Below are 23,241 nucleotides of genomic sequence, written 5' to 3'. Positions count from 1 at the left end.
CTCTAGCTTCCTCGGTAGACGGAGTACCCGTACGGGTTGAGCAGCAGGGGTACGTGGTAGTGGGCCTGGGCCGGGTCGACGTCGAAGACGATGGAGACCTCGGGGAAGAAGGGGCCCTCGGTGGTGAAGTTCAGCCGCAGCACCGTCCCCGCCGCCGTGTCCGGGACCGGCAGGTCCTTGCAGCGGCCGTCGGCGTCGGTGCTGGAGCCGCCGAGGACGGTCCAGCCGCCCCCGGCCCCCCGCTGGGCCAGCTCGACCGGGACGCCCTCGGCGGGGCGGCCGGTGCTGGTGTTCAGCACATGGGTGGAGATGGACGTCATGATGCTCCGTCAGTCCTCGGTGAGAAGGCGGTCGATACGGATGTCGTTGATCTTCCGCAGCTCGCCGCGGACGGTCTCGCGCTCGGTCGCCGCGTCGTTGCCGTAGCGCTCGCGCAGGGCGCCGAGCATCGTCCCGGCGGTGCGGCCGGTGGCGCAGATCAGGAAGACATGGCCGAACTTCGCCTCGTAGTCGGCGTTGGCCTGCGCCAGCTCGTCCAGCAGGGTGCGCTCGGCGCCCTGGACGCCGGACTGCTCGCGCTCGGAGGTCGCGTCCCCGGCCTTGGGCTGCCCGATCCGGGCGTGCCCCGCCATCGCGTCGCTCAGGTCGGCGGCGCTGAGCCCGGCCATCGCCGCGGCGTTGGCGGCGTGCACGGCTTCGGGGTCGGCCCAGGGGCCGGCGGCGCGGACCAGCTTCGCCCAGGTGGGGCTGGTGCAGATCTCGTCGAGCCCGGCTTCGAGCCGGGAGAGCGCGGAGGTGGACAGGGCCACGGATGACCTCCTACGAGGGGGGTGTCACCAAAAGCTAGGTCCACCACCGCCGTACGTCAACAGTTTGTTGAAAAAGTGTTGCGCGTCGGCGTTCAGGCGTCCTTCGTGGTCGCCTGCTGCCGGTTGAGGTAGTTGTAGACCGTGAAGCGGCTGACGCCGAGCGCCGCCGCGACGGTCTCCACGCCGTGCCGGATGGTGAAGGCGCCGCGCTCCTCCAGCTGTGCCACCACCCGCTGCTTGCTGGCGCGGTCCAGCGCGGTCAGCTCGACGCCGCCGAACTGCCGGCGCACCTCGCCGAGCAGCCGGTCCAGCGCGCTCTCCAGTCCGGGCAGTCGCACGGCGACGGCCGGCTGCTCCTCCCATTCCAGCAGCACGTCGTCCGGCCGGGCCTCGGCCGGGCTGACCGCGGTGGCGCCGACGGCGTCCAGGAGCGGCTTGATGGCCTGTGCCAGCGGGTGCTCCTCGCGGCTCATGCGCCGTCCTCCTCTCGCTCGGCTATCGGCCGGCCGGCCTCGTCCAGAGTGCTGACCTGGAGCGAGATCCGGGTGGCGCCGCTGGCCAGGGTCTCCCGGAGCAGCCGCTCCACGGCCGCGAGGGCGGCCGTGGCCTCCCCCTCCGCACTGGTGCCGAACGGGCCGACGTCGACCGTCAGTCCCGCCTCGTCCACGGCGCGACGGGCGGCCTTGGCATGGTCGGGGAAGCCGTCGAGTTCGAACGGCTCTGTCGTGAACTCCACCTTCAATCGCACGGGCGCAGCGTATCCGACCGCTGTGCGGTCGGGCGGAGTGCCGATCGGCCATTTTCAACATTTTGTTGCGGCGACCCTTGACAGTGCCTCGCGGCCTCGTGCGATAGTTCCATCAAGCAGAAACGAGCTTCCGTATCGTGGAATTGAATGGGTGACCGCATGACCGCCGCCGCGCAGAAGCAGCACAACTGGCTCGACCAGCGCTGGACCGTGAACCTGTCGATCCTCTTCACCGAGCTCCCGCTGTTCGAGCGCCCCGCCGCGGCGGCGGCAGCCGGCTTCGACGCCGCCGAACTCTGGTGGACCCTGGACGGCCCCACCCCGCCCGACAGCGACCTGGACGCGCTGCGCCGCGCCTTCACCGATGCCGGCGTGCAGCTCACCGGGCTCAACTTCGACGCCGGGAACATGGCCGCGGGCTCCAAGGGCCTGCTCTCCCGACCGGCCGAGTCCCAGCAGTTCCGCGACAACATCGCGGTCGCGGTCGGCCTCGCCGACTCGCTCGGCTGCCGCTCGCTGAACGCCCTCTACGGCAACCGGGTGGAGGGGGTGGACCTCAAGGTCCAGGACGAACTGGCGCTGGAGAACCTCACCCTGGCCGCGCACGCCGCGCACGGCATCGGCGCGACCCTGCTGGTCGAGGCGCTGAACGCGCCGGAGGCGCCACTGTACGGGCTGCTCTCCAGCAAGGACGCGGTCGCGGTGGTGGACCAGGTCAACGCGGTCACCGGACTCGACAACACCCGCTTCCTCTGCGACCTCTACCACCTGGCCCGCAACGGCGAGGACCTGCTCGCGGTCATCGACACCTACGCCGACCGCATCGGCCACGTACAGGTGGCCGACGCCCCGGCCCGCAACTTCCCGGGCTCCGGCGAACTGGACTTCCCGTCCCTGCTGAGCCGTCTCGACGGCGTGGGCTACACCGGCTACGTCGGCCTGGAGTACAAGGCCGGACCGGAGCAGGACCCCTTCGCCTGGCTGCCCCGGGACCTGCGCACCAGTGCACGGGCGTAGGTGGCTTGTCGCGCAGTTCCCCGCGCCCCTAGGGGGCTGCAACTTTCCCTCGCGTCATTGACCACCGCCAAGGGGCGCGGGGAACTGCGCGGCCAACCATCGCAGACCCGTACCCTCCCACTCCCCTCAACTTGCACCCCCTGAGGAGCACCACATGACAGCCCGCACCATCGCGTTCATCGGCCTCGGGATCATGGGCAGCCCGATGGCTGCCAACCTGGTCAAGGCCGGGCACACGGTCACCGGGTACAACCTGACCCAGCCGGCCATCGACAAGCTCGTGGCCGACGGCGGTCGCGCAGCGACCAGCATTGCCGAGGCCGTCGCCGAGGCCGAGGTGGTCATCACCATGGTCCCCGCCGACCCGCAGGTCGAGCAGGTGATCCTGGGCGAGGGCGGTGTCCTGGAGAACGCCAAGCCCGGCACCCTGGTCATCGACATGAGCAGCATCACCCCGCAGACCTCCATCAAGGTTGCCGAGGCCGCCGCCGCGAAGGGGATCCGCACCTTGGACGCCCCGGTGTCCGGTGGCGAGGCCGGTGCGATCGAGGCGGTTCTCTCGATCATGGTCGGCGGCGGCGCCGCCGACTTCGCCGAGGCCAAGCCGCTGTTCGACGCGCTGGGCACCACGGTCATCCACGTCGGCCCGGCCGGCGCCGGACAGACCGTCAAGGCCGCCAACCAGCTGATCGTCGCGGTCAACATCCAGGTCGTGGCCGAGGCCGTGGTCTTCCTGGAGAACGCCGGCGTCGACCTCCAGGCCGCGCTGGACGTGCTCGCGGGCGGCCTCGCCGGTTCCACCGTGCTGAACCGCAAGAAGGCCAACATGGTCGACCGCCAGTTTGCCCCGGGCTTCCGGATCGACCTGCACCACAAGGACATGGGCATCGTCACCGCCGCCGCCCGCGCCGTCGAGGCGCCGCTGCCGGTCGGCTCCCTGGTCGCCCAGCTGGTCGCCTCGGCCCGGGCCAACGGCGACGGCTCGCTGGACCACTCGGCACTGCTGCGCGGCGTCGAGCGCCTCGCCGGACGGAAGGTCAACTGACATGGCCCGTATGACTGCCGCCCAGGCGGCTGTTGAGATCCTCAAGGCCGAGGGTGTCACCCACATGTTCGGTCTGCCGGGTGCGGCGATCAACCCGTTCTACTCCGCGATGCGGACCAACGGCGGGCTGACCCACATCCTGGCCCGCCACGTCGAGGGCGCCTCGCACATGGCGGAGGGCTACACCCGGGCCAAGGCCGGCAACATCGGCGTCTGCATCGGCACCAGCGGCCCGGCCGGCACCGACATGATCACCGGTCTCTACTCGGCCAGCGCGGACTCCATCCCGATCCTGTGCATCACCGGGCAGGCGCCGGTCTCGAAGCTCCACAAGGAGGACTTCCAGGCCGTCGACATCACCTCGATCGCCAAGCCGCTGACCAAGATGGCGATGACCGTGCTGGAGCCGGCCCAGGTGCCCGGCGCGTTCCAGCAGGCCTTCCACCTGATGCGCTCGGGCCGTCCCGGCCCGGTCCTGATCGACCTGCCGATCGACGTCCAGATGGCCGAGATCGAGTTCGACATCGAGACCTACCAGCCGCTGCCGGTCTACAAGCCGTCCGCGAGCCGCGCCCAGATCGAGAAGGCGCTGGACCTGCTGCAGGCCTCGGAGAAGCCGCTGATCGTCTCCGGCGGCGGCGTCATCAACGCGGACGCGGCCGACCTGCTGGTCGAGTTCGCCGAGCTGACCGGCGTCCCGGTGGTCCCGACCCTGATGGGCTGGGGCAGCATCCCGGACGACCACGAGCTGACGGCCGGCATGGTCGGCCTGCAGACCTCGCACCGCTACGGCAACGCGACCATGCTGGCCTCGGACTTCGTCCTGGGCATCGGCAACCGCTGGGCCAACCGCCACACCGGCGGCATCGACACCTACACGGCCGGACGCACCTTCGTCCACGTCGACATCGAGCCGACCCAGATCGGGAGGGTCTTCGCCCCCGACTTCGGCATCGTCTCCGACGCCAGGGCCGCGCTGGAGCTCTTCGTAGAGGTGGCGCGCGAGCGCAAGGCGGCCGGACAGCTCAAGGACCGCAGCGGGTGGGCGGCGAGCTGCCAGGAGCGCAAGGGCGAGCTGCTGCGCAAGACCGACTTCGAGAACGTCCCGGTCAAGCCGCAGCGGGTGTACCAGGAGATGAACCTGGCCTTCGGCCGGGACACCCGCTACGTCACCACCATCGGCCTCTCGCAGATCCAGGCCGCGCAGATGCTGCACGTCTACGGGCCGCGCAACTGGATCAACGCCGGCCAGGCCGGGCCGCTGGGCTGGACCCTGCCGGCCGCGCTGGGTGTCGCCACCGCCGACCCCGAGGGCACGGTCGTCGCGCTCTCCGGCGACTACGACTTCCAGTTCATGATCGAGGAGTTGGCGGTGGGGGCGCAGTTCCAGATCCCCTACGTCCACGTCGTCGTCAACAACGCCTACCTGGGCCTGATCCGCCAGGCGCAGCGCAACTTCGACATGGACTACCACGTCCAGCTGTCCTTCGAGAACGTCAACGCCCCCGAGGTCAACGGCTACGGCGTGGACCACGTCAAGGTCGCCGAGGGCCTGGGCTGCAAGGCGATCCGGGTCTTCGACCCGAGCGAGCTCGGTGCCGCGTTCGAGCAGGCCAAGAAGCTGATGGCCGAGTTCAGGGTGCCGGTGGTCGTCGAGGTCATCCTGGAGCGCGTCACCAATGTGTCGATGTCGGGCAGCGACATCGACAAGGTGAACGAGTTCGAGCCGATCGCCGAACGCGCCTCGGACGCCCCCAGCGCCCTGCTCAACACCCTGGGCTAGCCCCCACCGACTCCCCCCGCGCCGGTAGATCCATTCCGGTCGTGCCCGCCGACGCGGGGGGCTCCAAGCTTCCTCTCGGCGGCGTGACCCATCCCATGATGGAATCCGGTCGTGCCCGCGCCGCCGGGAGGAGACCCACCATGTATGGCGCAAACCGGAAGATTGAGGACGCGATGACCCAGCAGCAGGAGACCACCGGTCATGTGGTCGTCGCACCCGACAAGTTCAAGGGCAGCCTGACCGCTGCCGAAGCCGCCGAGCACATCGCCGCAGGCATCCTGCGGACCGCGCCCGGCACCGACGTCCGCACCCTCCCTGTCGCCGACGGCGGCGAGGGTACGGTGCTGGCCGCGCTCGCGGCGGGCTACCGCCGCGTCGCACTGACGGTCAGCGGCCCGACCGGCGAGCCGGTCGAGGCGGCCATAGCCGTCCGCGAGGACACCGCCGTGGTGGAGGCCGCGCAGGCCAGCGGGCTGACGCTGCTCCCCGGCGGGGTTCCGGCGCCGCTGACGGCGAGCAGCTACGGCACCGGGCAGTTGGTCGCCCGGGCGCTGGACCTCGGCTGCACCCGGATCGTCCTCGGCCTGGGCGGAGTCGCCTGCACCGACGGCGGCGCCGGCCTGGTCCAGGCTCTCGGCGCGACGCTGCAGGACGCCGACGGCACCGACCTCCCCCCTGGCGGCGCCGCCCTGAGCCGGCTGCACCACCTCGACCTCGGACCCGTCGCGGGAGCGCTCCGCGGGGTCGAGGTGGTGATCGCCAGCGACGTCGACAACCCGCTGCTCGGCGAGCGCGGCGCCCCCGCCGTCTACGGCCCGCAGAAGGGCGCGGGCCCGGCGGACGTGGCCGAGCTGGACGCGGCCCTCGCGCACTGGGCCGACGCCGTCGCCAAGGCCACCGGCACCGAACTGCGCGAGGCCCCGGGGGCCGGCGCCGCCGGCGGACTGGGCTTCGGCGCGATGACGCTGCTGGGGGCCCGCATGCGGCCCGGGATCGAGCTGCTGCTCGATCTGCTGGGCTTCGACCGGGCCGTGCGGGGAGCCGGCCTGGTCGTGACCGGTGAGGGATGCCTGGACGTGCAGACACTGCACGGCAAGGCCCCCGCCGGGGTCGCCGCGGCGGCCGCAGGGGCGGGGGTCCCGGTGGTCGCCGTGGCAGGCCGACTCGAACTCGACGCGCCCGCCTGGCGCGGCGCCGGCTTCGCCGCCGCCTACGAACTCGCGGCGCTGGCCGGTCCGGGGGCGACGGCGGCCGAGAGCATCGCCCGTGCCGCCGAGCTGGCCGAGCTGGCGGGGGAGCAGATCGCTCAACGCTTCCTGCTCTGATCGCCGGGCGATGTGGAGATTCGAACGTTGACGTTTTGTTGAAGCCGCCCGTAGTCTCCCCCTACCACCTGAGCCGCAGCATCCGTTCCGCGCCGCAGCACCGATCCCGGAGGTTGAGTTGACCCAGGTCTTCCGATCCCGTCGCGCCGTCCTCCCCGAGGGCGAGCAGGCCGCCGATGTCGTGGTCCGCGAGGGGAAGATCGTCGAGGTGCTGCCCTACGGGCAGGCCGACGGTGGCCAGATCGACGGTGCCCGGACCGACCTGGTCGACCTGGGCGACCTGGCCCTGCTGCCCGGTCTGGTCGACAGCCACGTGCACGTCAACGAGCCGGGGCGGACCGAGTGGGAGGGCTTCGCCACCGCCACCCGCGCGGCCGCCGCCGGCGGCGTGACCACCATCGTCGACATGCCGCTGAACTCCATCCCGCCGACCACCACGGTCGCCAACCTGGAGGCCAAGCGCAAGGTCGCCGACGGCCAGACCTTCGTCGACGTCGGCCTCTGGGGCGGTGCGATCCCCGGCAACACCGCGGATCTCGAACCGCTGTACCGGGCCGGGGTGTTCGGCTTCAAGAGCTTCCTCGCCCCGTCCGGGGTGGACGAGTTCCCGCATCTGACGGGCGGTCAACTCGAAGAGGCCCTCGCCGAGCAGGCCCGGATCGGCGCCCTGGCCATCATCCACGCCGAGGACCCCGCCGTCCTGGATGCCGCACCGCAGCAGCCCGGCCCGCACTACTCGGACTTCCTGGCCTCCCGGCCGGACGACGCCGAGGCCACCGCGGTGGCCGGCCTGCTGGCCGCCGCCCGGCGCACCGGCGCCCGGGTGCACATCCTGCACGTCTCCTCGGCCGCCGTGCTGCCGCTGCTGCGGCAGGCCCGCGCCGACGGCGTCCAGGTCACCGCCGAGACCTGCCCGCATTACCTCACACTGGCCGCCGAGCAGGTCCCGGACGGCGACACCGCCTTCAAGTGCTGCCCGCCGATCCGCGACGAGTCCAACCGCGACCTGCTCTGGCAGGCCCTGGCGGACGGGGAGTTCGCGGCGGTGGTGTCCGACCACTCGCCGTCCACGCCGGACCTCAAGCACCTCGCCCGCTACGGCGGCAACGGCGACTTCGCCGCCGCCTGGGGCGGCATCGCCTCGCTCCAGCTCGGCCTGCCGGCCATCTGGACCGAGGCCCGCCGCCGCGGCTTCGCCCTGGCCGACGTGGTGCGCTGGATGAGCTCCGGCCCGGCGGCCCTGGTCGGGCTGTGTACGAAGGGGGCCATCGCCCCCGGCAAGGACGCCGACCTGGTCGCCTTCGACCCCGACGCCGCCTTCACCGTCGACCCCGAGGGCCTGCACCACCGCAACCCCGTAACCCCGTACGCAGGCCGTTCGCTGACTGGCGCCGTCCGTACCACCTGGCTTCGCGGCCAGGTCGTGGACGTCGACGCTGACGCCCGTCCGATCGGCCGCATCATCGCCCGAGGAGAAGCATGACCGAGAGTCAGCAGCCCGCCGCCTTCACCGAGTTGGTCAACCTCGCGGCCCGCGGTCTGGGCGCCGGCGTGGTGGACGCCAATGACGAGCTGTTCGCCGAGAAGGAGAACCTGATCGTCGCTGCGGCCGCCGAGTTCCGGCCGCACACCTTCGGGCACAAGGGCCAGATCATGGACGGCTGGGAGACCCGCCGCCGCCGGGGCGCGGGCGCCGACGAGCCGCACCCCACCGACGACGACCACGACTGGGCGGTGGTCCGGCTGGGCGCGGCCGGCGTGGTCCGCGGCGTCATCGTCGACACCGCCCACTTCACCGGCAACTACCCGGAGACCGCCTCGGTCGAGGCCGCCTCCGTCCCCGGCCACCCCTCCCCGGCCGAGCTGGCCGCGGCCGAGTGGACCGAGATCGTGCCCCGCACCGCGCTCAAGGGCGACACCGCCCACGAGTTCGCGGTCGACAGCGAGCAGCGCTTCACCCACGTCCGCCTCAACATCTGGCCGGACGGCGGCGTGGCGCGGCTCCGGGTGCACGGCGAGGTCGTCGCCGACCCGCGCGACCTGGACGGGCTGACCTTCGACCTGGCCGCGCAGGAGCACGGCGGCGTCGCCACCGGCGCCTCGGACCGCTACTTCTCCTCCCCGCACAACCTCAACTCGCTGGGCCGCGCGGCGGTCATGGGCGAGGGCTGGGAGACCCGGCGGCGCCGCAACAAGGACAACGACTGGGTCGAGCTGAACCTGGCCGACACCGGCGAGGTGCTGGCGATCGAGCTGGACACCACCCACTTCGTCGCCAACTGCCCCGGCTGGGCCTCGGTATCCGGCCGCGACGCCGCCACCGGCGAGTGGTTCGACCTGCTGCCGCGCACCCGGCTCCAGCCCGACACCCGGCACCGCTTCCGGGTCGCCCCGCAGCGTCCGGTCGACGGCGCCCGGCTGAACGTCTTCCCGGACGGCGGCGTGGCCCGGCTGCGCCTCACCGGCCGGCTCACCGAGGCGGGACGGGCGGCTCTGGCGCTGCGCTGGTTCAACCTGGTGCCGGTCGAGGAGGCGGTGCAGGCCCTGACCGAGGCCGGCCTGACTCGAACTGAGGCTGCGTCAGTAACCGGAGCCCGCCCGCTCACTGACGCCGCGTCGGCGCAGTCGGCTGTCGCCGCGCTGGCGCCCGCCGACACCCCCGACGGCGCGGAGACCTCCCGCCGCCGGGCCGCGATCTGGCGGCTGCTGGGCGTCTGAGACGACGGCCCGCCCAGCAGCTGCCGCACCACCCTTCACCTTTCCCTGAGCCACTACCGAGGTACCGCCATGCCTGAAACCAGCACCGCCAAAATCCTCACCACCGAGTCCGGCGCCCCCGTCGCCGACAACCAGAACAGCGCCCAGGCCGGCATCGGCGGCCCGGTGCTGATCCAGGACCAGCAGCTGATCGAGAAGCTCGCCCGGTTCAACCGCGAGCGCATCCCGGAGCGCGTGGTGCACGCCCGCGGTTCCGGCGCCTACGGCTACTTCGAGGTGACCGACGACGTCACCCCGTACACCCGTGCCAATTTCCTGAACACGGTCGGCAAGCGCACCGAGGTCTTCCTGCGCTTCTCCACCGTGGCCGGCAACCTCGGCGCCGGTGACGCGGTGCGCGACCCCCGCGGCTTCGCGCTGAAGTTCTACACCGAGGAGGGCAACTACGACCTCGTCGGCAACAACACCCCGGTGTTCTTCATCAAGGACCCGATCAAGTTCCCCGACTTTATCCACTCCCAGAAGCGCGACCCGTTCACCGGCGTGCAGGAGGCGGACAACGTCTGGGACTACTGGTCCTACTCGCCCGAGTCGCTGCACCAGATCACCTGGCTCTTCGGCGACCGCGGCATCCCGGCCTCCTACCGCCACATGAACGGCTACGGCTCGCACACCTACCAGTGGGTCGCCGCCGACGGTGCCGCCTACTGGGTGAAGTACCACTTCAAGACCAACCAGGGCGTGCGCAGCCTGGACGCCGGCCAGGCGGCCGAGCTGGTCGGCCAGGACGCCGACAGCCACCAGCGCGACCTGCACCAGGCCATCGAGCGCGGCATCTTCCCGTCCTGGACGGTGCACGTGCAGCTGATGCCGGTGGCCGAGGCGGCCGACTACCGCTTCAACCCGTTCGACCTCACCAAGGTGTGGCCGCACGCGGACTACCCGCTGCACAAGATCGGGCGACTGGTCCTGAACCGCAACCCCGACAACGTCTTCGCCGAGGTCGAGCAGGCCGCGTTCTCGCCGAACAACTTCGTCCCCGGCATCGGCCCCTCGCCGGACAAGATGCTCCAGGGCCGGCTGTTCGCCTACGCGGACGCGCACCGGTACCGCCTGGGCGTCAACCACACCCAGCTCGCGGTCAACGCCCCCAGGGCCACCACCGCGCAGAACTACGGCCGGGACGGCCTCGGCGCGGCCAACACCGCGGGCCGGGCCAAGAACTACGAGCCCAACTCCTACGACGGCCCGCGCCAGACCGACCAGGCCCTGGCCGCCCCGACCGCGGTGCACGGCTGGACCGGCACCCATGCGGCCCTGGCGCACGCCAAGGACGACGACTTCTTCCAGGCGGGCGAGCTGTACCGGCTGATGTCGGACGGCGAGAAGGAGCGTCTGATCGCCAACCTGGCCGGCTCCATCGGCTCGGTCGGCCGCGACGACGTGGTCGAGCGGGTCCTGCCGTTCTTCCATGCGGCCGACGCCGACTACGGCCGGCGGCTGCAGGCCGCCGTCGAGGCGATCCGCAACGCCGACGAGGCCTGATCCCCGGCTGATCGGTTGCCGACCGGCAGCCGATCGGCGGCAGTGAACCAGCGGACCCCGGTGCAGCGTCGCACCGGGGTTCGCTCTTCTGTTCTATTCTGCGATTCCGGTAGCGGAGTGGCAGCGGACGGTGAAGAGTGTCCCCCGGGGGGACCGTCCGCACGTCTCATTCCGGAGGCTCGCACCGATGCCCGAAGTCAAAGCCCCATACGCACCTGGAACCCCCTGCTGGGTGGACCTGATGGTCCCGGACCAGCAGGCCGCACTCGACTTCTACCGCGACATCCTCGGCTGGCAGGGCGAGCCCGGGGCCGCCGAGACCGGCGGCTACGCGGTCTGTACCTACAAGGGCCTGCCGGTCGCCGGCATCGGCCCGACCATGGACGAGTCCACGCCCACCGTCTGGACCACCTACCTGGCCACCGGCGACGCCGAGGCCACCGCGGCCGCCATCGGCAAGGCCGGCGGCACCATCATGATGCCGCCGATGGACGTGATGACCCTCGGCCGGATGATGGTCGCGGTCGACCCGGCCGGCGCGGTCTTCGGCGTCTGGCAGCACAAGGACTTCATCGGCGCGCAGCTCGTCAACGAACCGGGCGCGCTGGCCTGGAACGAGTGCAACTCCCGCGACGCGGAGGCCTCCGGCGCCTTCTACAAGACCGTGTTCGGCCTCGGCGTCGGCCCGATCCCCGGCGCGCCCGAGGGTCCCGGCGGCTACCTCACCATCCAGGTCGACGGACGCCCGGTCGGCGGCATCAACCCGATGACCGACGAGAACTTCCCGGAGGAGGTCCCCTCGCACTGGATGACCTACTTCTGCGTCGACGACACCGACAGCACCGTGGACGCCGCCGTCAAGCGCGGCGCCAACGTCACCTCGGCGCCGCAGGACACCCCCTTCGGCCGGATGGCGGCGCTGACCGACCCCTGGGGCGCGTCCTTCTCGATCATCCAGGACATGCCCACGGGCTGACCCCGGACCATCGGACTGACGTACGGTCATTCCCGCTTTCCGTGCAAGCCATGCCCATCAGCCGTGTCGCTGATTACTCTGATGGGCATGGCGGCACAGAACAGCACCCGTCCGGCCGATGCGGCCCCACCTTCCGGGGCCCCGCGCGGCCCGGTCGCGCGTGCGCTGCGGCTGCTGGAGGCGGTGGACCGGCACCCGCACGGGAGCACCCCGGTCGAGCTGGCCGCCGAGGTCGGGCTGCCGATCGAGGCGGCCCGGCGGCTGCTGCGCACCCTGGAGCGCGAGGGCTACCTGCAGCGTCTGGACGACGGCGCCTACGTCATCGGCGGTGCGCTGGCCCTGCTGGGCGAGGGCAGCCGCGAGCTGATGATCCAGTCCCGGCTGCTGGCCAAGCTCTCCTCACTGCGGGACGAGCTCGGCGCCGCCGTCTACTTCAGCCGGTACCAGGACGGCGAGGTCTCCGTGGACGTGGTGGTGGACAGTCCGTCCACCCCGAGCGTCCACGAATGGGTGGACTTCCGGGCCACCGGCCACGCCAGCGCCCTGGGCAAGTGCCTGCTCGGCCAGCTGGACCACGACGGCCGCCGGGACCACTTCTTCCGCCACCCGGCCGCCCGGTTCACCCCCAGCACCGAGATCGACCAGACGGTGCTGCTGCACCGGCTGGACCGCCAGCCGGCTACGGTGCCGGTGCTCGACCTCCAGGAGTACGCCCTCGGGACGGTCTGCGCGGCGGTGCCCGTCACGGCCGGGGGAAGCGTCGGCGCGCTCGGCTTCTCGCTCCCGCTGGACCAGTCCTTCCGGCTCCGTGAGACCGCCGAGACCCTCGCCTCCCGCGCCGCCCCGGTGCTGCTGGCGCTGTCGCTCTGAGATTTCCGCCCGGCCGGAGAACCCGCAGGCCCCAGCCCTGTCCATGGGGGTCGCCGCGACATACGTTGAAGGTATGACACGCGGACGAGAACTGGCACTGCTTGCCTGGGACGACCGGACCGGCGAACTGGACGGTGGACCCGAGCTCGGCTGCGCCCTCGCCGGGGCGGAACTCCTCGATCTGCTGGAGGCGGGACGGCTCGGCATCCGCGGCGCCAATCTGACGCTGCTCGGCCGGACCCAGACCGAACCGCACACCGGCGACCCGCGGTTCGACCGCGCGATCGCGGTGATCAAGCTGATCCCCGAACCCAAGGTGGTCCAGGCCTGGATCAAGCGGCATGCGCCGGAACTCAGGGACAGCTACCGCGCCCTGCTGGAGGACGAGGGCACCATAGCCCCCCGGCGCGGCCGCCGCCTCGGCCTGATCCCGACCTCCCGCACCGCGCTCGCGGACCCGTCCGAACGCGACGGGCTGATCGCCCGGCTGTCGCTGCTCGCGACCGAGGACGAGCCCTTCGCGGCGCTGGCCCACCGGGCCGGCCTCACCCCGCTGCTGTTCCCGGGCCCCGAGCAGGAGGAGCTCCGTGAGTCGATCGCCGAGACCACCCGCTCCCTGAGCGAGGCACTGCCGGCAGCCGCGGACCCGGAGGTGCTCGCCGACCCGGACACCGCCGTCCGCACGGTGCTCCGCCAGGTCCGCGACGCGGTGGTGCAGCTGCGCACGGCCGGCCCGAAGAAGCGCGGCGGCTACGACTCGTTGTCGCACAACTCGCCGGGCGACTCCACCACCAGCATCGCCGGCCTCGGCGGCGGAGGCATCTGATCCGACGCCGACGGCGAGGGCGCGGCCACCAGGGGCCGCGCCCTCGCCGTCAACGGACCGAGGACTGGGAACTGCTGCTGACGGCTGGTCAGCCGACCATGTCCTCGAGTCGCTTGCCCTTGGTCTCCTTCACGAACTTGGCCACGAAGGGGATCGAGAGGGCGGCGAAGACCGTGTAGATGACGTAGGTCGTGGTGAGGTTCCAGCCCGCGAGGCTCGGGAAGGTCGCGGTGATCACCCAGTTGGCGATCCAGTTGGCTGCGGCGCCGACACCCAGCGCGGCGGCGCGGATCCGGTTCGGGAACATCTCGCCGAGCATGACCCAGACCACGACGCCCCAGGACATCGCGAAGAAGAAGACGAACGCGTGGGCGGCGATCAGCGCCACCATGCCCTGGCCGTGCGGCAGCGTCTCCCCGGACTTGGCCGAGAACGCCCAGGCCTCAAAGGCCAGCGAGACGGCCATGCCGGAGGAGCCGATCAGGGCGAGCGCCCGGCGTCCGATCCGGTCGACCAGGATCATCGCGACGACGGTACCGACGATGTTCACGATCGAGGTGGTGAACGAGTAGAGGAAGGACGAGCTCGGGTCGATGCCGACCGACTGCCACAGCGTGTTCGAGTAGTAGAAGGCGACGTTGATGCCGACCAGCTGCTGGAACACGGCCAGGCCGATGCCGACCCAGACGATCGGCTTGAAGCCGAAGCGGGCCCCGAGCAGGTCCTTGAAGGTGGACTGGTGCTCGGACTCCATGCCGGCGCGGATCTCGGCGACCCGGGCGTCCAGGTCCCGGCTCTCGCCCTCGACCTCGGCGATGACGGCCTTGGCGCGGTCGGTCTTGCCGACCGAGATCAGGAAGCGCGGGGACTCGGGGATGGCGAACGACAGCAGCCCGTAGACCACGGCCGGGACCACCATCACGCCGAGCATGACCTGCCAGGCCTCCAGGCCCAGCAGGTGGCCGCGGTCGTTGCCGCCGGCGGCGTTGAGCAGGCCCCAGTTGACGAGCTGGGAGATGGCGATGCCGATGACGATGGCTGCCTGCTGGAACGAGGCCAGCCGGCCGCGGTAGGCCGGCGGCGCGACCTCGGCTATGTAGGCGGGGCCGATGACGGAGGCCATGCCGATGCCGAAGCCGCCGATGACGCGCCACAGCGCGAGGTCCCACACGGCGAAGGAGAGCGCCGAGCCGACGGCGCTGACGGTGAACAGCACGGCGGCGATCTGCATGACGCGGATGCGCCCGATCCGGTCCGCGACCCGCCCGGCCACGGCGGCGCCGATGGCGCAGCCGATCAGCGCGATGGCGACGACCTGGGCCAGCTCGGCGGAGCCGATGCCGTACTTGCTCTGGATCGCACCGGTGGCGCCGTTGATGACGGAGCTGTCGTAGCCGAAGAGGAAGCCGCCCATGGCAGCGGCGGCGGTGATGAAGATGACGTGGCCCAGACTGTCGCCGGCGCTGCGAGGGGGCCTGGCGGACGTGGGCAGGGTGGTGCTGGTCACTGCGGTGCTCCTTGGCGTCCGGCATCCTCGCCGGACTTGAAGGCTGTGGCTTGAAGACTTTGGTCAACCAGCTGAGAATATGCCTTCAAGATGTGAAGTCAAAGTGACCTAAATTCGGGCAGGTGGGAGTACATGACACGTCACAAGTTGAACAAAACGCGCTCCGCCGCGTCCACCGTCTGTTCCAGCAGCACCGCGATCGTCATCGGGCCGACTCCGCCGGGGACCGGGGTGACCAGGGCGGCTCGTTCCATCGCGCCGGCGAAGTCGACGTCGCCCACGTTGCCGGGGTTGTAGCCGGCGTCGACGACGACGGCGCCGGGCTTGAGGTCGCGGCCCTTGATGAACTCGGGCCTGCCGACGGCGGCCACCACGATGTCGGCGGCGGCCAGGTGCGAGGCCAGGTCGACGGTCCGGGAGTGGCAGTAGGTGACGGTGGCGTCGCGGGCCAGCAGCAGCATGCCCATCGGCTTGCCCAGGATCGGGCTGCGGCCCACCACGACGGCCTGACGGCCGCTCAGTTCCACGCCGTGGGCGTCGAGGAGACGGATGATGCCGCCCGGGGTGCAGGAGGCGAAGCCGGGCTCGCCGAAGGCCATGGCGGCGAAGGAGTGCATGGTGACGCCGTCGACGTCCTTGGCCGGGGCGATGGCCTCGAAGGCGGCCCGCTCGTCGATGTGCGCGGGGACCGGGTGCTGCAGCAGGATGCCGTGCACGCCGGGGTCGTCGGAGAGCGCTCGCACCGCGGCGACCAGCTCCGCCGTCGTGGTCTCGGCGGGCAGCCGGACCAGGCGGGAGTCGATCCCCGCCTTGGCGGAGCGGTTGCGCTTCATGGTGACGTAGGTGACCGAGGCCGGGTCGTCGCCGACCAGGACGGTGGCGAGGGCGGGCCGGACGCCGTGCTCCTCGAACAGGGACTGCGCCCGCCGGGCGCAGCGTTCGACGATCTGCCGGGCGAGGGCGGTACCGGACATGAGCTGGGCGGACATGGGCGGATCCCGGTGCTGGAAGGGTGTGCCCAGGCGCGCGGCTTCGCTCCGAAGGCGGGTCGCTCCCCGGTGGTGGTCCACCCAAGCGCCAGTTACGGCCCGCCCGGGAAGCATAGGTCATCCGCCTCGCGGGCCCGGGGGCCTCACGCGATCCGGCGCGGCAGGTCGCTGACCCGCAGCGGGTGGTCGTGGTGGATCGGGCCGCTGTGGCTGCTGAGCGGCAGGCAGGTGCCGCCGCGGCGGTGGGCGACGATCTCGGCGGCGACGGCGACCGCCGTCTCCTCCGGGGTGCGGGCGCCGAGGTCCAGCCCGATGGGGGAGCGCAGCCGGTTCAGCTCGACCTCGGTCAGGCCGGCCTCGCGCAGCCGGTCCAGCCGCTCCAGGTGGGTGCGGCGCGACCCCATCGCGCCGACGAAGCCCAGCGGCAGCCGCAGCGCCCGCTCCAGCAGCGGGATGTCGAACTTGGCGTCGTGCGTCAGCACGCACAGCGCGGTGCGGCCGTCCACCCGTCCGGCGGCGACCTCGGCGTCCAGGTAGCGGTGCGGCCAGTCGACGACGACGGCGTCGGCGCTGGGGAAGCGGCGCTCGGTGGCGAAGACCGGCCGGGCGTCGCAGACGGTGACGTGGTAACCGAGGAAGCCGCCGATGCGGGCGACCGCCGCGGCGAAGTCGATGGCCCCGAAGACGATCATCCGGGGGGCGGGGACGTGCGACTCGACGAAGAAGGTGACGGTCCGTTCGGAGTCGGCATCGGTCTCCGCCGAGGTGGCGTCGGGGGTGCACGGCCGGCCGTCCAGGGCCAGGGTGAACTGCCCGGTGCGCCCGGCGTCCAGCATGGCCCGGCCGTGGGTGGCGGCGGCCCGTTCCAGCGCCGGGTACCGGCCGAGGGTGCCGTGGTGGGTGTCGCCGGTGACGGCCAGGGCGGAGCCGAGCAGGGCGGCCGGTCCGGCGACGGCGCGGACCAGGGCCACCGGGGTGCCCGAGTGGATGTGGGCGAGGGCGGCGTCCAGCCCCTCCGAGGCGCCGGGGACGACCGGCTGGACGAAGACGTCGATGATGCCGCCGCAGGTCAGACCGACGGCGAAGGCGTCCTCGTCCGAGAAGCCGAAGCGGTGCAGCTCCGGCTTCCCGGACGCGAGCGCGGACTGGCACAGCTCGTAGACCGCCCCCTCCACGCATCCCCCCGACACGCTGCCGACGGCCTCGCCGTCGCTGTCCACGGCCAGCGCCGCCCCGGGATCGCGCGGGGCGCTCCCGGAGACGGACACCACGGTGGCCACGGCGAAGGAGCGACCCGCTGCATGCCAGGCGTCGAGCTGCTCGGCGATGTCCTGCATGGGTGGCTCCTTCGGAACGTGGAGGGGGATGGGGGGAGGAGGGCCGGCTAGTGGATGCCGAGCCAGGCCTTCAGCGGGTGCAGGGCGAAGAAGACGACGAACACCAGCGAGAGCGACCACATCAGTACGCCGGGCTCGCGCCACTTGCCCGCGCCGGCCTTGATGACCACGTAGGAGATGACACCGGCGCCGACACCCGCGGTGATCGAGTAGGTGAACGGCATCAGCGCGATGGTGAGGAAGGCCGGGATGGCCACCTCCCGGTCGCCCCAGTCGATGTGGCGGGCCTGGGTGAGCATCATCGAGCCGATCACGACCAGGGCGGCCGCGGCGACCTGGCCCGGGACCATGCCCGCCAGCGGGGTGAAGAAGAGCATGAAGGCGAAGACCGCGCCGGTGACCACGCTGGCGAAGCCGGTCCTGGCGCCGTCGCCGACGCCGGTGGCGGACTCGATGAACACCGTCTGGCCCGAGGCGCCGGCCAGGCCGCCGATCGCGCCGCCGGCGCCGTCCACCAGCAGGGCCTTGGACAGTCCGGGCATCCGGCCCTGCTTGTCGGCCAGCCCGGCCTCGGTGCCGATGCCGATGATGGTGGCCATCGCGTCGAAGAAGCCGGCCAGGACCAGGGTGAAGACCGCGAAGCCCGCGCTCAGCGCGCCCATGCCGTGCGAGCCGAAGGCGCCGAACAGGTCGATGTGGCCGAAGAGCCCGAAGTTCGGGGCGGAGACCGGGTTGCCGGGCCACTTGGGCACGGACAGGCCCCAGGTGCTGGCCGGCAGGTTCAGCGCCGCCTGCAGGATCAGCGAGAGCACGGTGCCGATGGCGATGCCGATCAGGATCGCGCCGCGGACCTTGCGGACCTGGAGCACGAAGATCGACAGCAGCGTGATCGCGAAGATCAGCACCGGCCAGCCGGTCAGGTTGCCGATGGAGCCGAGCTGGACCGGGGTGTCGGAGTGCGCCGCGTCCGGGACGCGGGTCACGAATCCGGCGTTGACCAGGCCGATCAGTGCGATGAACAGCCCGATGCCGATGGTGATCGCGTGCTTGATCGCCAGCGGGATGCCGTTCATGATCATCTCTCGGAGTCCGGAGACGACCATGATCACGATCAGCGCGCCGTAGATCACGCAGAGGCCCATCGCCTGCGGCCAGGTGACGTGCGGGGCCATCACGGCGGCGAGGGTGTTGGAGACGCTGAGCCCGGCCGCCGCGGCGAGCGGGGCGTTGCCGACCACGCCGAGCAGGATGGTGGTGACCGCCGCCGCCAGGGCGGTGGCGGTGGTGACCTGAGCGTGGTTCAGATGGGCGCCGTTGACGTCCGCGACCGAGAGGATGATCGGGTTCAACAGCAGGATGTAGGCCATCGCCATGAAGGTGGTGAGGCCGCCGCGGATCTCGTTGCCGATGGACGAGCCACGGGCGCTGATCTTGAAATAGGCGTCCAGCGCGTTCTTCGGCGCGGGATGGGCCGACGACGGGGACGGGGACGAGGTGGCGTCCGCGTCGGTCTCGGCGGTAACTCTGGATTCCGTGGGGATCTGGGTCACGGGTTCCACTCCCAAGGTTCATAGGGGGTTGGGGTGGGGCTCGCGGCCGGCCTGATGGCCCGTCTGGTAGGGGAACAGGGGACGGTGCGGCTCGCAGGTGGTGCTGTCCGTCCGTACGGCTCCGGCGAGAGCGGTGTACGGGCGGTGGTGCTGATCCGGTCGTGCGCCTGGTGGTTCATGCCTGTACCTCGGTACTGCGGCTCGGTACTGCGGTGGTGCGGATACTGCGGCTACTGCGGTGGTGCAACCCCGGGGCGGATCTGTGGGAAGACAGGACGGCCGCCCCGGGGAGGTTCATGACGGACCCTCAGGTCCCGGTGATGTGTTCCGGACGGACCGGCACCCGGTTCAGGGCCAGGCCGGTCGCGGCGCGGATGGCCGAGACGATGGCCGGCGTGGAGGAGAGGGTGGGGGCCTCGCCGACGCCGCGCAGCCCGTACGGGGCGTTGGGGTCGGCCAGTTCCATGATCTCGACCGGCTGCGGCGGGGTGTCCAGGATGGTGGGGATCAGGTAGTCGGTGAAGGAGGGATTGCGCACCTTCCCGTCCTTGGTGATGATCTCCTCCATCACGGCCAGGCCCAGGCCCTGGGTGGAGCCGCCCTGGATCTGGCCGATCACCGACAGCGGGTTCAGCGCCTTGCCGACGTCCTGGGCGGCGGCCAGCTCGACCACCTTCACCAGGCCCAGCTCCACGTCCACGTCCACTACCGCGCGGTGCGCGCAGAAGGTGTACTGGACGTGGCCGAAGCCCTGCCCGGTCTCCTTGTCGAAGGGGACGGTGGGCCGGTGGTGGTGCTCGCGGGTCAGGTCGATCGCCTGGTCGCCGAGCAGGTCCACCATGGAAATCAGCACGCCGGCCGAGGCGGAGACGACCTTGCCGCCGATCAGCGAAAGGTCGTTGTAGGTCCAGCCGTAGCGCGAACGCCCCAGGTTGAACAGCTCGTTGCGGACCGCCTCGGCGGCCAGCTTCACCGCGCCGCCGGTCATGTAGGTCTGCCGGGAGGCGGAGGTGGAGCCCGCCGAGCCGACCTCGGTGTTGGCCGGGTGGATGGTGACCTGCTCCACGCCCAGCTCGGTGCGGGCGATCTGGCCGTGCACGGTGACGCCGCCCTGGCCGACCTCGGCCATCGCGGTGTGCACCATGGCGACCGGCTCGCCGCCGATGACCTCGAGACGGACCCGGGCGGTGGAGTAGTCGTCGAAGCCCTCGGAGAAGCCGACGTTCTTCAGGCCCACCGCGTAGCCCACGCCGCGGACGATGCCCTCGCCGTGCGAGGTGTTCGACAGCGCGCCGGGCAGCTCGCGGATGTCCAGGTGGTGCTCGGTGTCCAGCGGCGGCGGCAGCGGCAGGTCCTTGACCTTCTGCAGCAGCTCGGCCACCGGCGCCGGGGCGTCGATGACCTGACCGGTCGGCAGGTGCGAGCCCTGCGAGACGGCGTTCAGCTGGCGCAGCTCCACCGGGTCCATGCCCAGCTCCGCGGCCAGCCGGTCCAGCTGGGTCTCGTAGGCGAAGCAGGCCTGGACCGCGCCGAAGCCGCGCATCGCGCCGCAGGACGGGTTGTTGCTGTAGTAGGCGATGGCCAGCACGTTGACGTTGGGCACCTCGTAGGGGCCCACGCTCAGCGAGGAGGCGTTGCCGACCACGGCCGGGGAGGCGGAGGCGTAGGCGCCGCCGTCCAGCACGATCCGGGCGTCCATGTAGACGAGCCTGCCGTCGCGGGTGGCGCCGTGCTCGTAGCGCATCTTCGCCGGGTGGCGGTGGACGTGCCCGAAGAAGGACTCCTCGCGGGAGTACACGATCTTGACGGGCTTTCCGGTGCGCTGCGCCAGCAGGCAGGCGTGGATCTGCATGGACAGGTCCTCGCGGCCGCCGAAGGCGCCGCCGACGCCGGCCAGGGTGAGCCGCACCTTGTTCTCGGGCAGCCCGAGCACCGGCGCCACCTGCTGGCGGTCCACGTGCAGCCACTGGGTGGCGATGTACAGGTCGATGCCGCCGTCCTCGGCGGGCACCGCCAGGCCGGACTCCGGGCCGAGGAAGGCCTGGTCCTGCATGCCGACCTCGTACTCGCCGACCACCACGACGTCGGCCATGGCCCGGACGTCGTCGTTCACGCCGAGGCCGGAGACGACCTTCTGGGAGTGCACCACATTGCCGGAGGCGTGGCCCCGGTACTCCTCGGGCTCGTGGACGTAGCCGAAGGTCTCCGGGTTCTGGCAGTGCTCCTCGGTGGTGATCGGGGCGAGCACCTCGTACTCGACCTTGATCTTCGCCAGCGCCCGGCGCGCGGTCTCCGGGTGGTCGGCGGCGACGATGGCGACGGCCTCGCCGTGGTAGCGGACCTTGCCGAAGGCCAGCGCAGGCTGGTCCTGGATCTCCAGGCCGTAGTACTTGCTGCCGGGGATGTCCTCGTGGGTCATCACCGCGTACACGCCGGGCTGGGTCAGCGCCTCGGTGGTGTCGATGGAGAGGATCCGGGCGTGGGCGTGCGGCGAGCGCAGCGCCATGCCCCAGAGCATGTCCTCGTGCCACAGGTCGGAGGAGTAGGCGAACTCGCCCCTGACCTTCAGCGTGCCGTCGGGCCGCAGCGGGGAGCCGCCGATGCCGTCCGGGTGCGCGGTGGTGATGTCCTGGAGGTTCTTCTCGCCGCGGATGGTCCGCGTGGCGGAGTTGCGGGCACTCACTGGGACACCTCCGAGCTGTTGCTGCACTTGCGGGCGGAGGCGAGGCGGACCGCGTCCATGATCTTCTCGTAGCCGGTGCAGCGGCAGAGGTTGCCGGACAGGGCCTCGCGGATGTCGCTGTCGCTGGGCTGCGGCTCGCGCTCCAGCAGGTCGTGGGTCTGCACCAGCAGGCCGGGGGTGCAGAAGCCGCACTGGACGGCGCCGGCGTCGATGAACGCCTGCTGCACCGGGTCCAGGCCGTTCTCGTCGTCGGCCAGGCCCTCGACGGTGCGGACCTCGCGGTCCTGCACCTGGCCGGCCGCGACCAGACAGCTGCAGACCGGCGAGCCGTCCAGGTAGACCGTGCAGGAGCCGCACTCGCCCTGCTCGCAGGCGTTCTTGGAGCCCGGCAGGCCCAGCCGCTCGCGCAGCATGAACAGCAGGCTCTCGCCCTCCCAGACGTCGTCGGCCTCGACCGGCCGACCGTTGGCGTTGAAGGTCACCCTCATGCTGCTGCGCTCCTCAGGGACTGCGTGTACTCGTTCCAGGTCCAGGTCAGGGTCCGCCGGGCCATCACCGCGAGGGCGTGGCGGCGGTAGGCCGCGCTGCCGCGCACGTCGTCGATGGGGGAGGCGGCGGCGGAGACCAGTTCGCCGAAGCGCTGGACGGCGGCCGGGCCGATCAGGCCGCCGCTCTGCCACAGGCCGCGCTCGGCCAGCTCGTCGGCGAGGAACTGCTCGGCCTCGGGGGCCCGGCGCGGGGTGGGCGCGGCGGAGCCGATGCCGGTGCCGACCGTCCCGTTCTTCGGGTGCAGCGCGAAGCCGAACGCGCAGACCGCGATGACCATGGCGTTGCGGGTGCCGATCTTGGAGAACTGCTGCGGCCCGTCCGCGACCGGGATGCGGACCGCGCGGATCAGCTCGTCCGGCTGCAGGCTGTTGCGCTTGACCCCGACGTAGAAGTCGTCGATGGCGATCAGCCGGGTACCGCGCACCGACTCGGCCTCGACGAACACGTCCTTGCCGGCCGCCAGCAGGGCGGGGTGGGCGTCACCGGCGGGGGAGGCGCCGCCCAGGTTGCCGCCCACGCTGCCGCGGTTGCGGATCTGCGGGGAGCCGACCGTGTTGCCCGCGATGGACAGGCCCTGCAGCGGTCCGGACAGCTCCTTGGTGATCCGGGCGTAGGGCACCGCGGCGCCCAGCCGGATCACCTCCCCGTCCTGGCCCTCGTAGGTTCCTGACTCCCACTCGGTGAGCTCGGTGATGCGGTTCAGGTCGAGCAGGGCGCCGGGGCGGTGGCGGTCGAAGTTGAGCTCGACCATCACATCGGTGCCGCCGGAGATCGGCAGCGCGGACGGGTTCTCGGCCTTCGCCGCGAGTGCCTCGTCCCAGGTGGCGGGCCGCAGGAACTCCATGCGGTGACTCCTTTGTCAGACGTGCGGTGTGTCGTGCTGTGGGGGTCTGCTGCAGCTGTGCGGGGTTGTGAGCAGTAGACAAGCGCCGGGGGGTGTGTCGGCAGTCACTGATGGCATGAA

At 71.5% G+C, this 23,241-nt stretch carries 21 protein-coding genes and 1 riboswitch; of the genes, 10 read left to right on the top strand and 11 right to left on the bottom strand.

What is annotated here, in order from left to right; translation table 11 throughout:
• Positions 1-2 precede the first annotated feature (2 nt).
• The 4 genes from uraH to ABUW04_RS33960 all read right to left on the bottom strand — a co-directional run bounded on the left by uraH (position 3) and on the right by ABUW04_RS33960 (position 1,557).
• On the bottom strand, positions 3-320 hold the full coding sequence (gene uraH, locus ABUW04_RS33975) for a hydroxyisourate hydrolase (RefSeq protein ID WP_030248099.1): 318 nt from the start codon (positions 318-320) through the stop codon (positions 3-5).
• Between the two features lie 9 nt (positions 321-329).
• Positions 330-809, bottom strand: a complete 480-nt coding sequence (uraD, locus tag ABUW04_RS33970; RefSeq protein ID WP_380568290.1) for a 2-oxo-4-hydroxy-4-carboxy-5-ureidoimidazoline decarboxylase — start codon at positions 807-809, stop codon at positions 330-332.
• A 92-nt stretch (positions 810-901) separates the two neighbouring features.
• Positions 902-1,282 (bottom strand): helix-turn-helix domain-containing protein, encoded by a 381-nt coding sequence (locus tag ABUW04_RS33965; RefSeq protein ID WP_030248094.1) that lies wholly within the window; start codon positions 1,280-1,282, stop codon positions 902-904.
• Positions 1,279-1,557, bottom strand: a complete 279-nt coding sequence (locus ABUW04_RS33960; protein WP_380568289.1) for a thiamine-binding protein — start codon at positions 1,555-1,557, stop codon at positions 1,279-1,281. Before ABUW04_RS33960 ends, ABUW04_RS33965 begins: the two co-directional genes overlap by 4 nt.
• Positions 1,558-1,704: 147 nt before the next feature.
• Here ABUW04_RS33960 and ABUW04_RS33955 point away from each other — a divergent pair, with 147 nt between their 5' ends.
• The 10 genes from ABUW04_RS33955 (at position 1,705) to ABUW04_RS33910 (ending at position 13,662) form a co-directional block, all read left to right on the top strand.
• A complete protein-coding gene (locus ABUW04_RS33955; protein WP_380568288.1) occupies positions 1,705-2,574 on the top strand; it encodes a TIM barrel protein in 870 nt (289 codons plus the stop codon).
• 154 nt (positions 2,575-2,728) lie between these two features.
• Positions 2,729-3,619, top strand: coding sequence for a 2-hydroxy-3-oxopropionate reductase (locus tag ABUW04_RS33950; RefSeq protein ID WP_380568287.1), 891 nt, complete (start codon positions 2,729-2,731; stop codon positions 3,617-3,619).
• 1 nt (position 3,620) lies between these two features.
• Positions 3,621-5,402 carry a glyoxylate carboligase gene (gene gcl, locus ABUW04_RS33945; RefSeq protein WP_030248087.1) on the top strand — a complete coding sequence of 594 codons (1,782 nt, stop codon included), beginning with the start codon at positions 3,621-3,623 and terminating at the stop codon, positions 5,400-5,402.
• A 203-nt stretch (positions 5,403-5,605) separates the two neighbouring features.
• Complete coding sequence (locus ABUW04_RS33940; protein ID WP_380568369.1) at positions 5,606-6,727, top strand: glycerate kinase; 1,122 nt, start codon at positions 5,606-5,608, stop codon at positions 6,725-6,727.
• 103 nt (positions 6,728-6,830) lie between these two features.
• Positions 6,831-8,210: an allantoinase AllB gene (gene allB, locus ABUW04_RS33935; protein ID WP_380568368.1), complete on the top strand. Its 1,380-nt coding sequence runs from the start codon at positions 6,831-6,833 to the stop codon at positions 8,208-8,210.
• Positions 8,207-9,445, top strand: a complete 1,239-nt coding sequence (gene alc / locus ABUW04_RS33930) for an allantoicase (RefSeq protein ID WP_380568286.1) — start codon at positions 8,207-8,209, stop codon at positions 9,443-9,445. Before allB ends, alc begins: the two co-directional genes overlap by 4 nt.
• Positions 9,446-9,514: 69 nt before the next feature.
• Complete coding sequence (locus ABUW04_RS33925; protein ID WP_380568285.1) at positions 9,515-10,990, top strand: catalase; 1,476 nt, start codon at positions 9,515-9,517, stop codon at positions 10,988-10,990.
• 187 nt (positions 10,991-11,177) lie between these two features.
• Positions 11,178-11,966 (top strand): VOC family protein, encoded by a 789-nt coding sequence (locus tag ABUW04_RS33920; RefSeq protein WP_030248078.1) that lies wholly within the window; start codon positions 11,178-11,180, stop codon positions 11,964-11,966.
• Between the two features lie 87 nt (positions 11,967-12,053).
• On the top strand, positions 12,054-12,836 hold the full coding sequence (locus ABUW04_RS33915; RefSeq protein WP_084713368.1) for an IclR family transcriptional regulator: 783 nt from the start codon (positions 12,054-12,056) through the stop codon (positions 12,834-12,836).
• Positions 12,837-12,909: 73 nt separating this feature from the next.
• Positions 12,910-13,662: a GOLPH3/VPS74 family protein gene (locus ABUW04_RS33910; RefSeq protein ID WP_030248073.1), complete on the top strand. Its 753-nt coding sequence runs from the start codon at positions 12,910-12,912 to the stop codon at positions 13,660-13,662.
• Between the two features lie 88 nt (positions 13,663-13,750).
• On the opposite strand, the gene ABUW04_RS33905 is transcribed toward ABUW04_RS33910, so the two are convergent.
• The 7 genes from ABUW04_RS33905 to ABUW04_RS33875 all read right to left on the bottom strand — a co-directional run bounded on the left by ABUW04_RS33905 (position 13,751) and on the right by ABUW04_RS33875 (position 23,121).
• Positions 13,751-15,169: a sugar porter family MFS transporter gene (locus ABUW04_RS33905; protein WP_232241959.1), complete on the bottom strand. Its 1,419-nt coding sequence runs from the start codon at positions 15,167-15,169 to the stop codon at positions 13,751-13,753.
• 140 nt (positions 15,170-15,309) lie between these two features.
• Positions 15,310-16,158, bottom strand: coding sequence for a bifunctional 5,10-methylenetetrahydrofolate dehydrogenase/5,10-methenyltetrahydrofolate cyclohydrolase (locus ABUW04_RS33900; protein WP_380568284.1), 849 nt, complete (start codon positions 16,156-16,158; stop codon positions 15,310-15,312).
• A gap of 20 nt (positions 16,159-16,178) precedes the next feature.
• Positions 16,179-16,264: riboswitch (ZMP/ZTP riboswitch) on the bottom strand.
• Between the two features lie 37 nt (positions 16,265-16,301).
• Positions 16,302-17,495, bottom strand: coding sequence for an XdhC family protein (locus ABUW04_RS33895; RefSeq protein ID WP_380568283.1), 1,194 nt, complete (start codon positions 17,493-17,495; stop codon positions 16,302-16,304).
• Between the two features lie 47 nt (positions 17,496-17,542).
• On the bottom strand, positions 17,543-19,045 hold the full coding sequence (locus ABUW04_RS33890; protein ID WP_380568282.1) for an NCS2 family permease: 1,503 nt from the start codon (positions 19,043-19,045) through the stop codon (positions 17,543-17,545).
• Positions 19,046-19,352: 307 nt separating this feature from the next.
• Positions 19,353-21,698, bottom strand: a complete 2,346-nt coding sequence (gene pucD, locus ABUW04_RS33885; protein ID WP_051724764.1) for a xanthine dehydrogenase subunit D — start codon at positions 21,696-21,698, stop codon at positions 19,353-19,355.
• Between the two features lie 26 nt (positions 21,699-21,724).
• The gene (locus ABUW04_RS33880; protein WP_380568281.1) at positions 21,725-22,216 is read right to left on the bottom strand and encodes a (2Fe-2S)-binding protein; all 492 of its coding nucleotides are present in this window, start codon (positions 22,214-22,216) and stop codon (positions 21,725-21,727) included.
• Positions 22,213-23,121: an FAD binding domain-containing protein gene (locus ABUW04_RS33875; protein ID WP_030248060.1), complete on the bottom strand. Its 909-nt coding sequence runs from the start codon at positions 23,119-23,121 to the stop codon at positions 22,213-22,215. Before ABUW04_RS33875 ends, ABUW04_RS33880 begins: the two co-directional genes overlap by 4 nt.
• Between the last annotated feature and the right edge of the window lie 120 nt (positions 23,122-23,241).

It is taken from the genome of Streptacidiphilus jeojiensis, from assembly GCF_042510965.1.
GTDB lineage: Bacteria > Actinomycetota > Actinomycetes > Streptomycetales > Streptomycetaceae > Streptacidiphilus > Streptacidiphilus jeojiensis.
The sequence above is the reverse complement of the archived record's forward strand: the minus strand, read 5'-3'. Positions and strand labels throughout refer to the sequence as shown.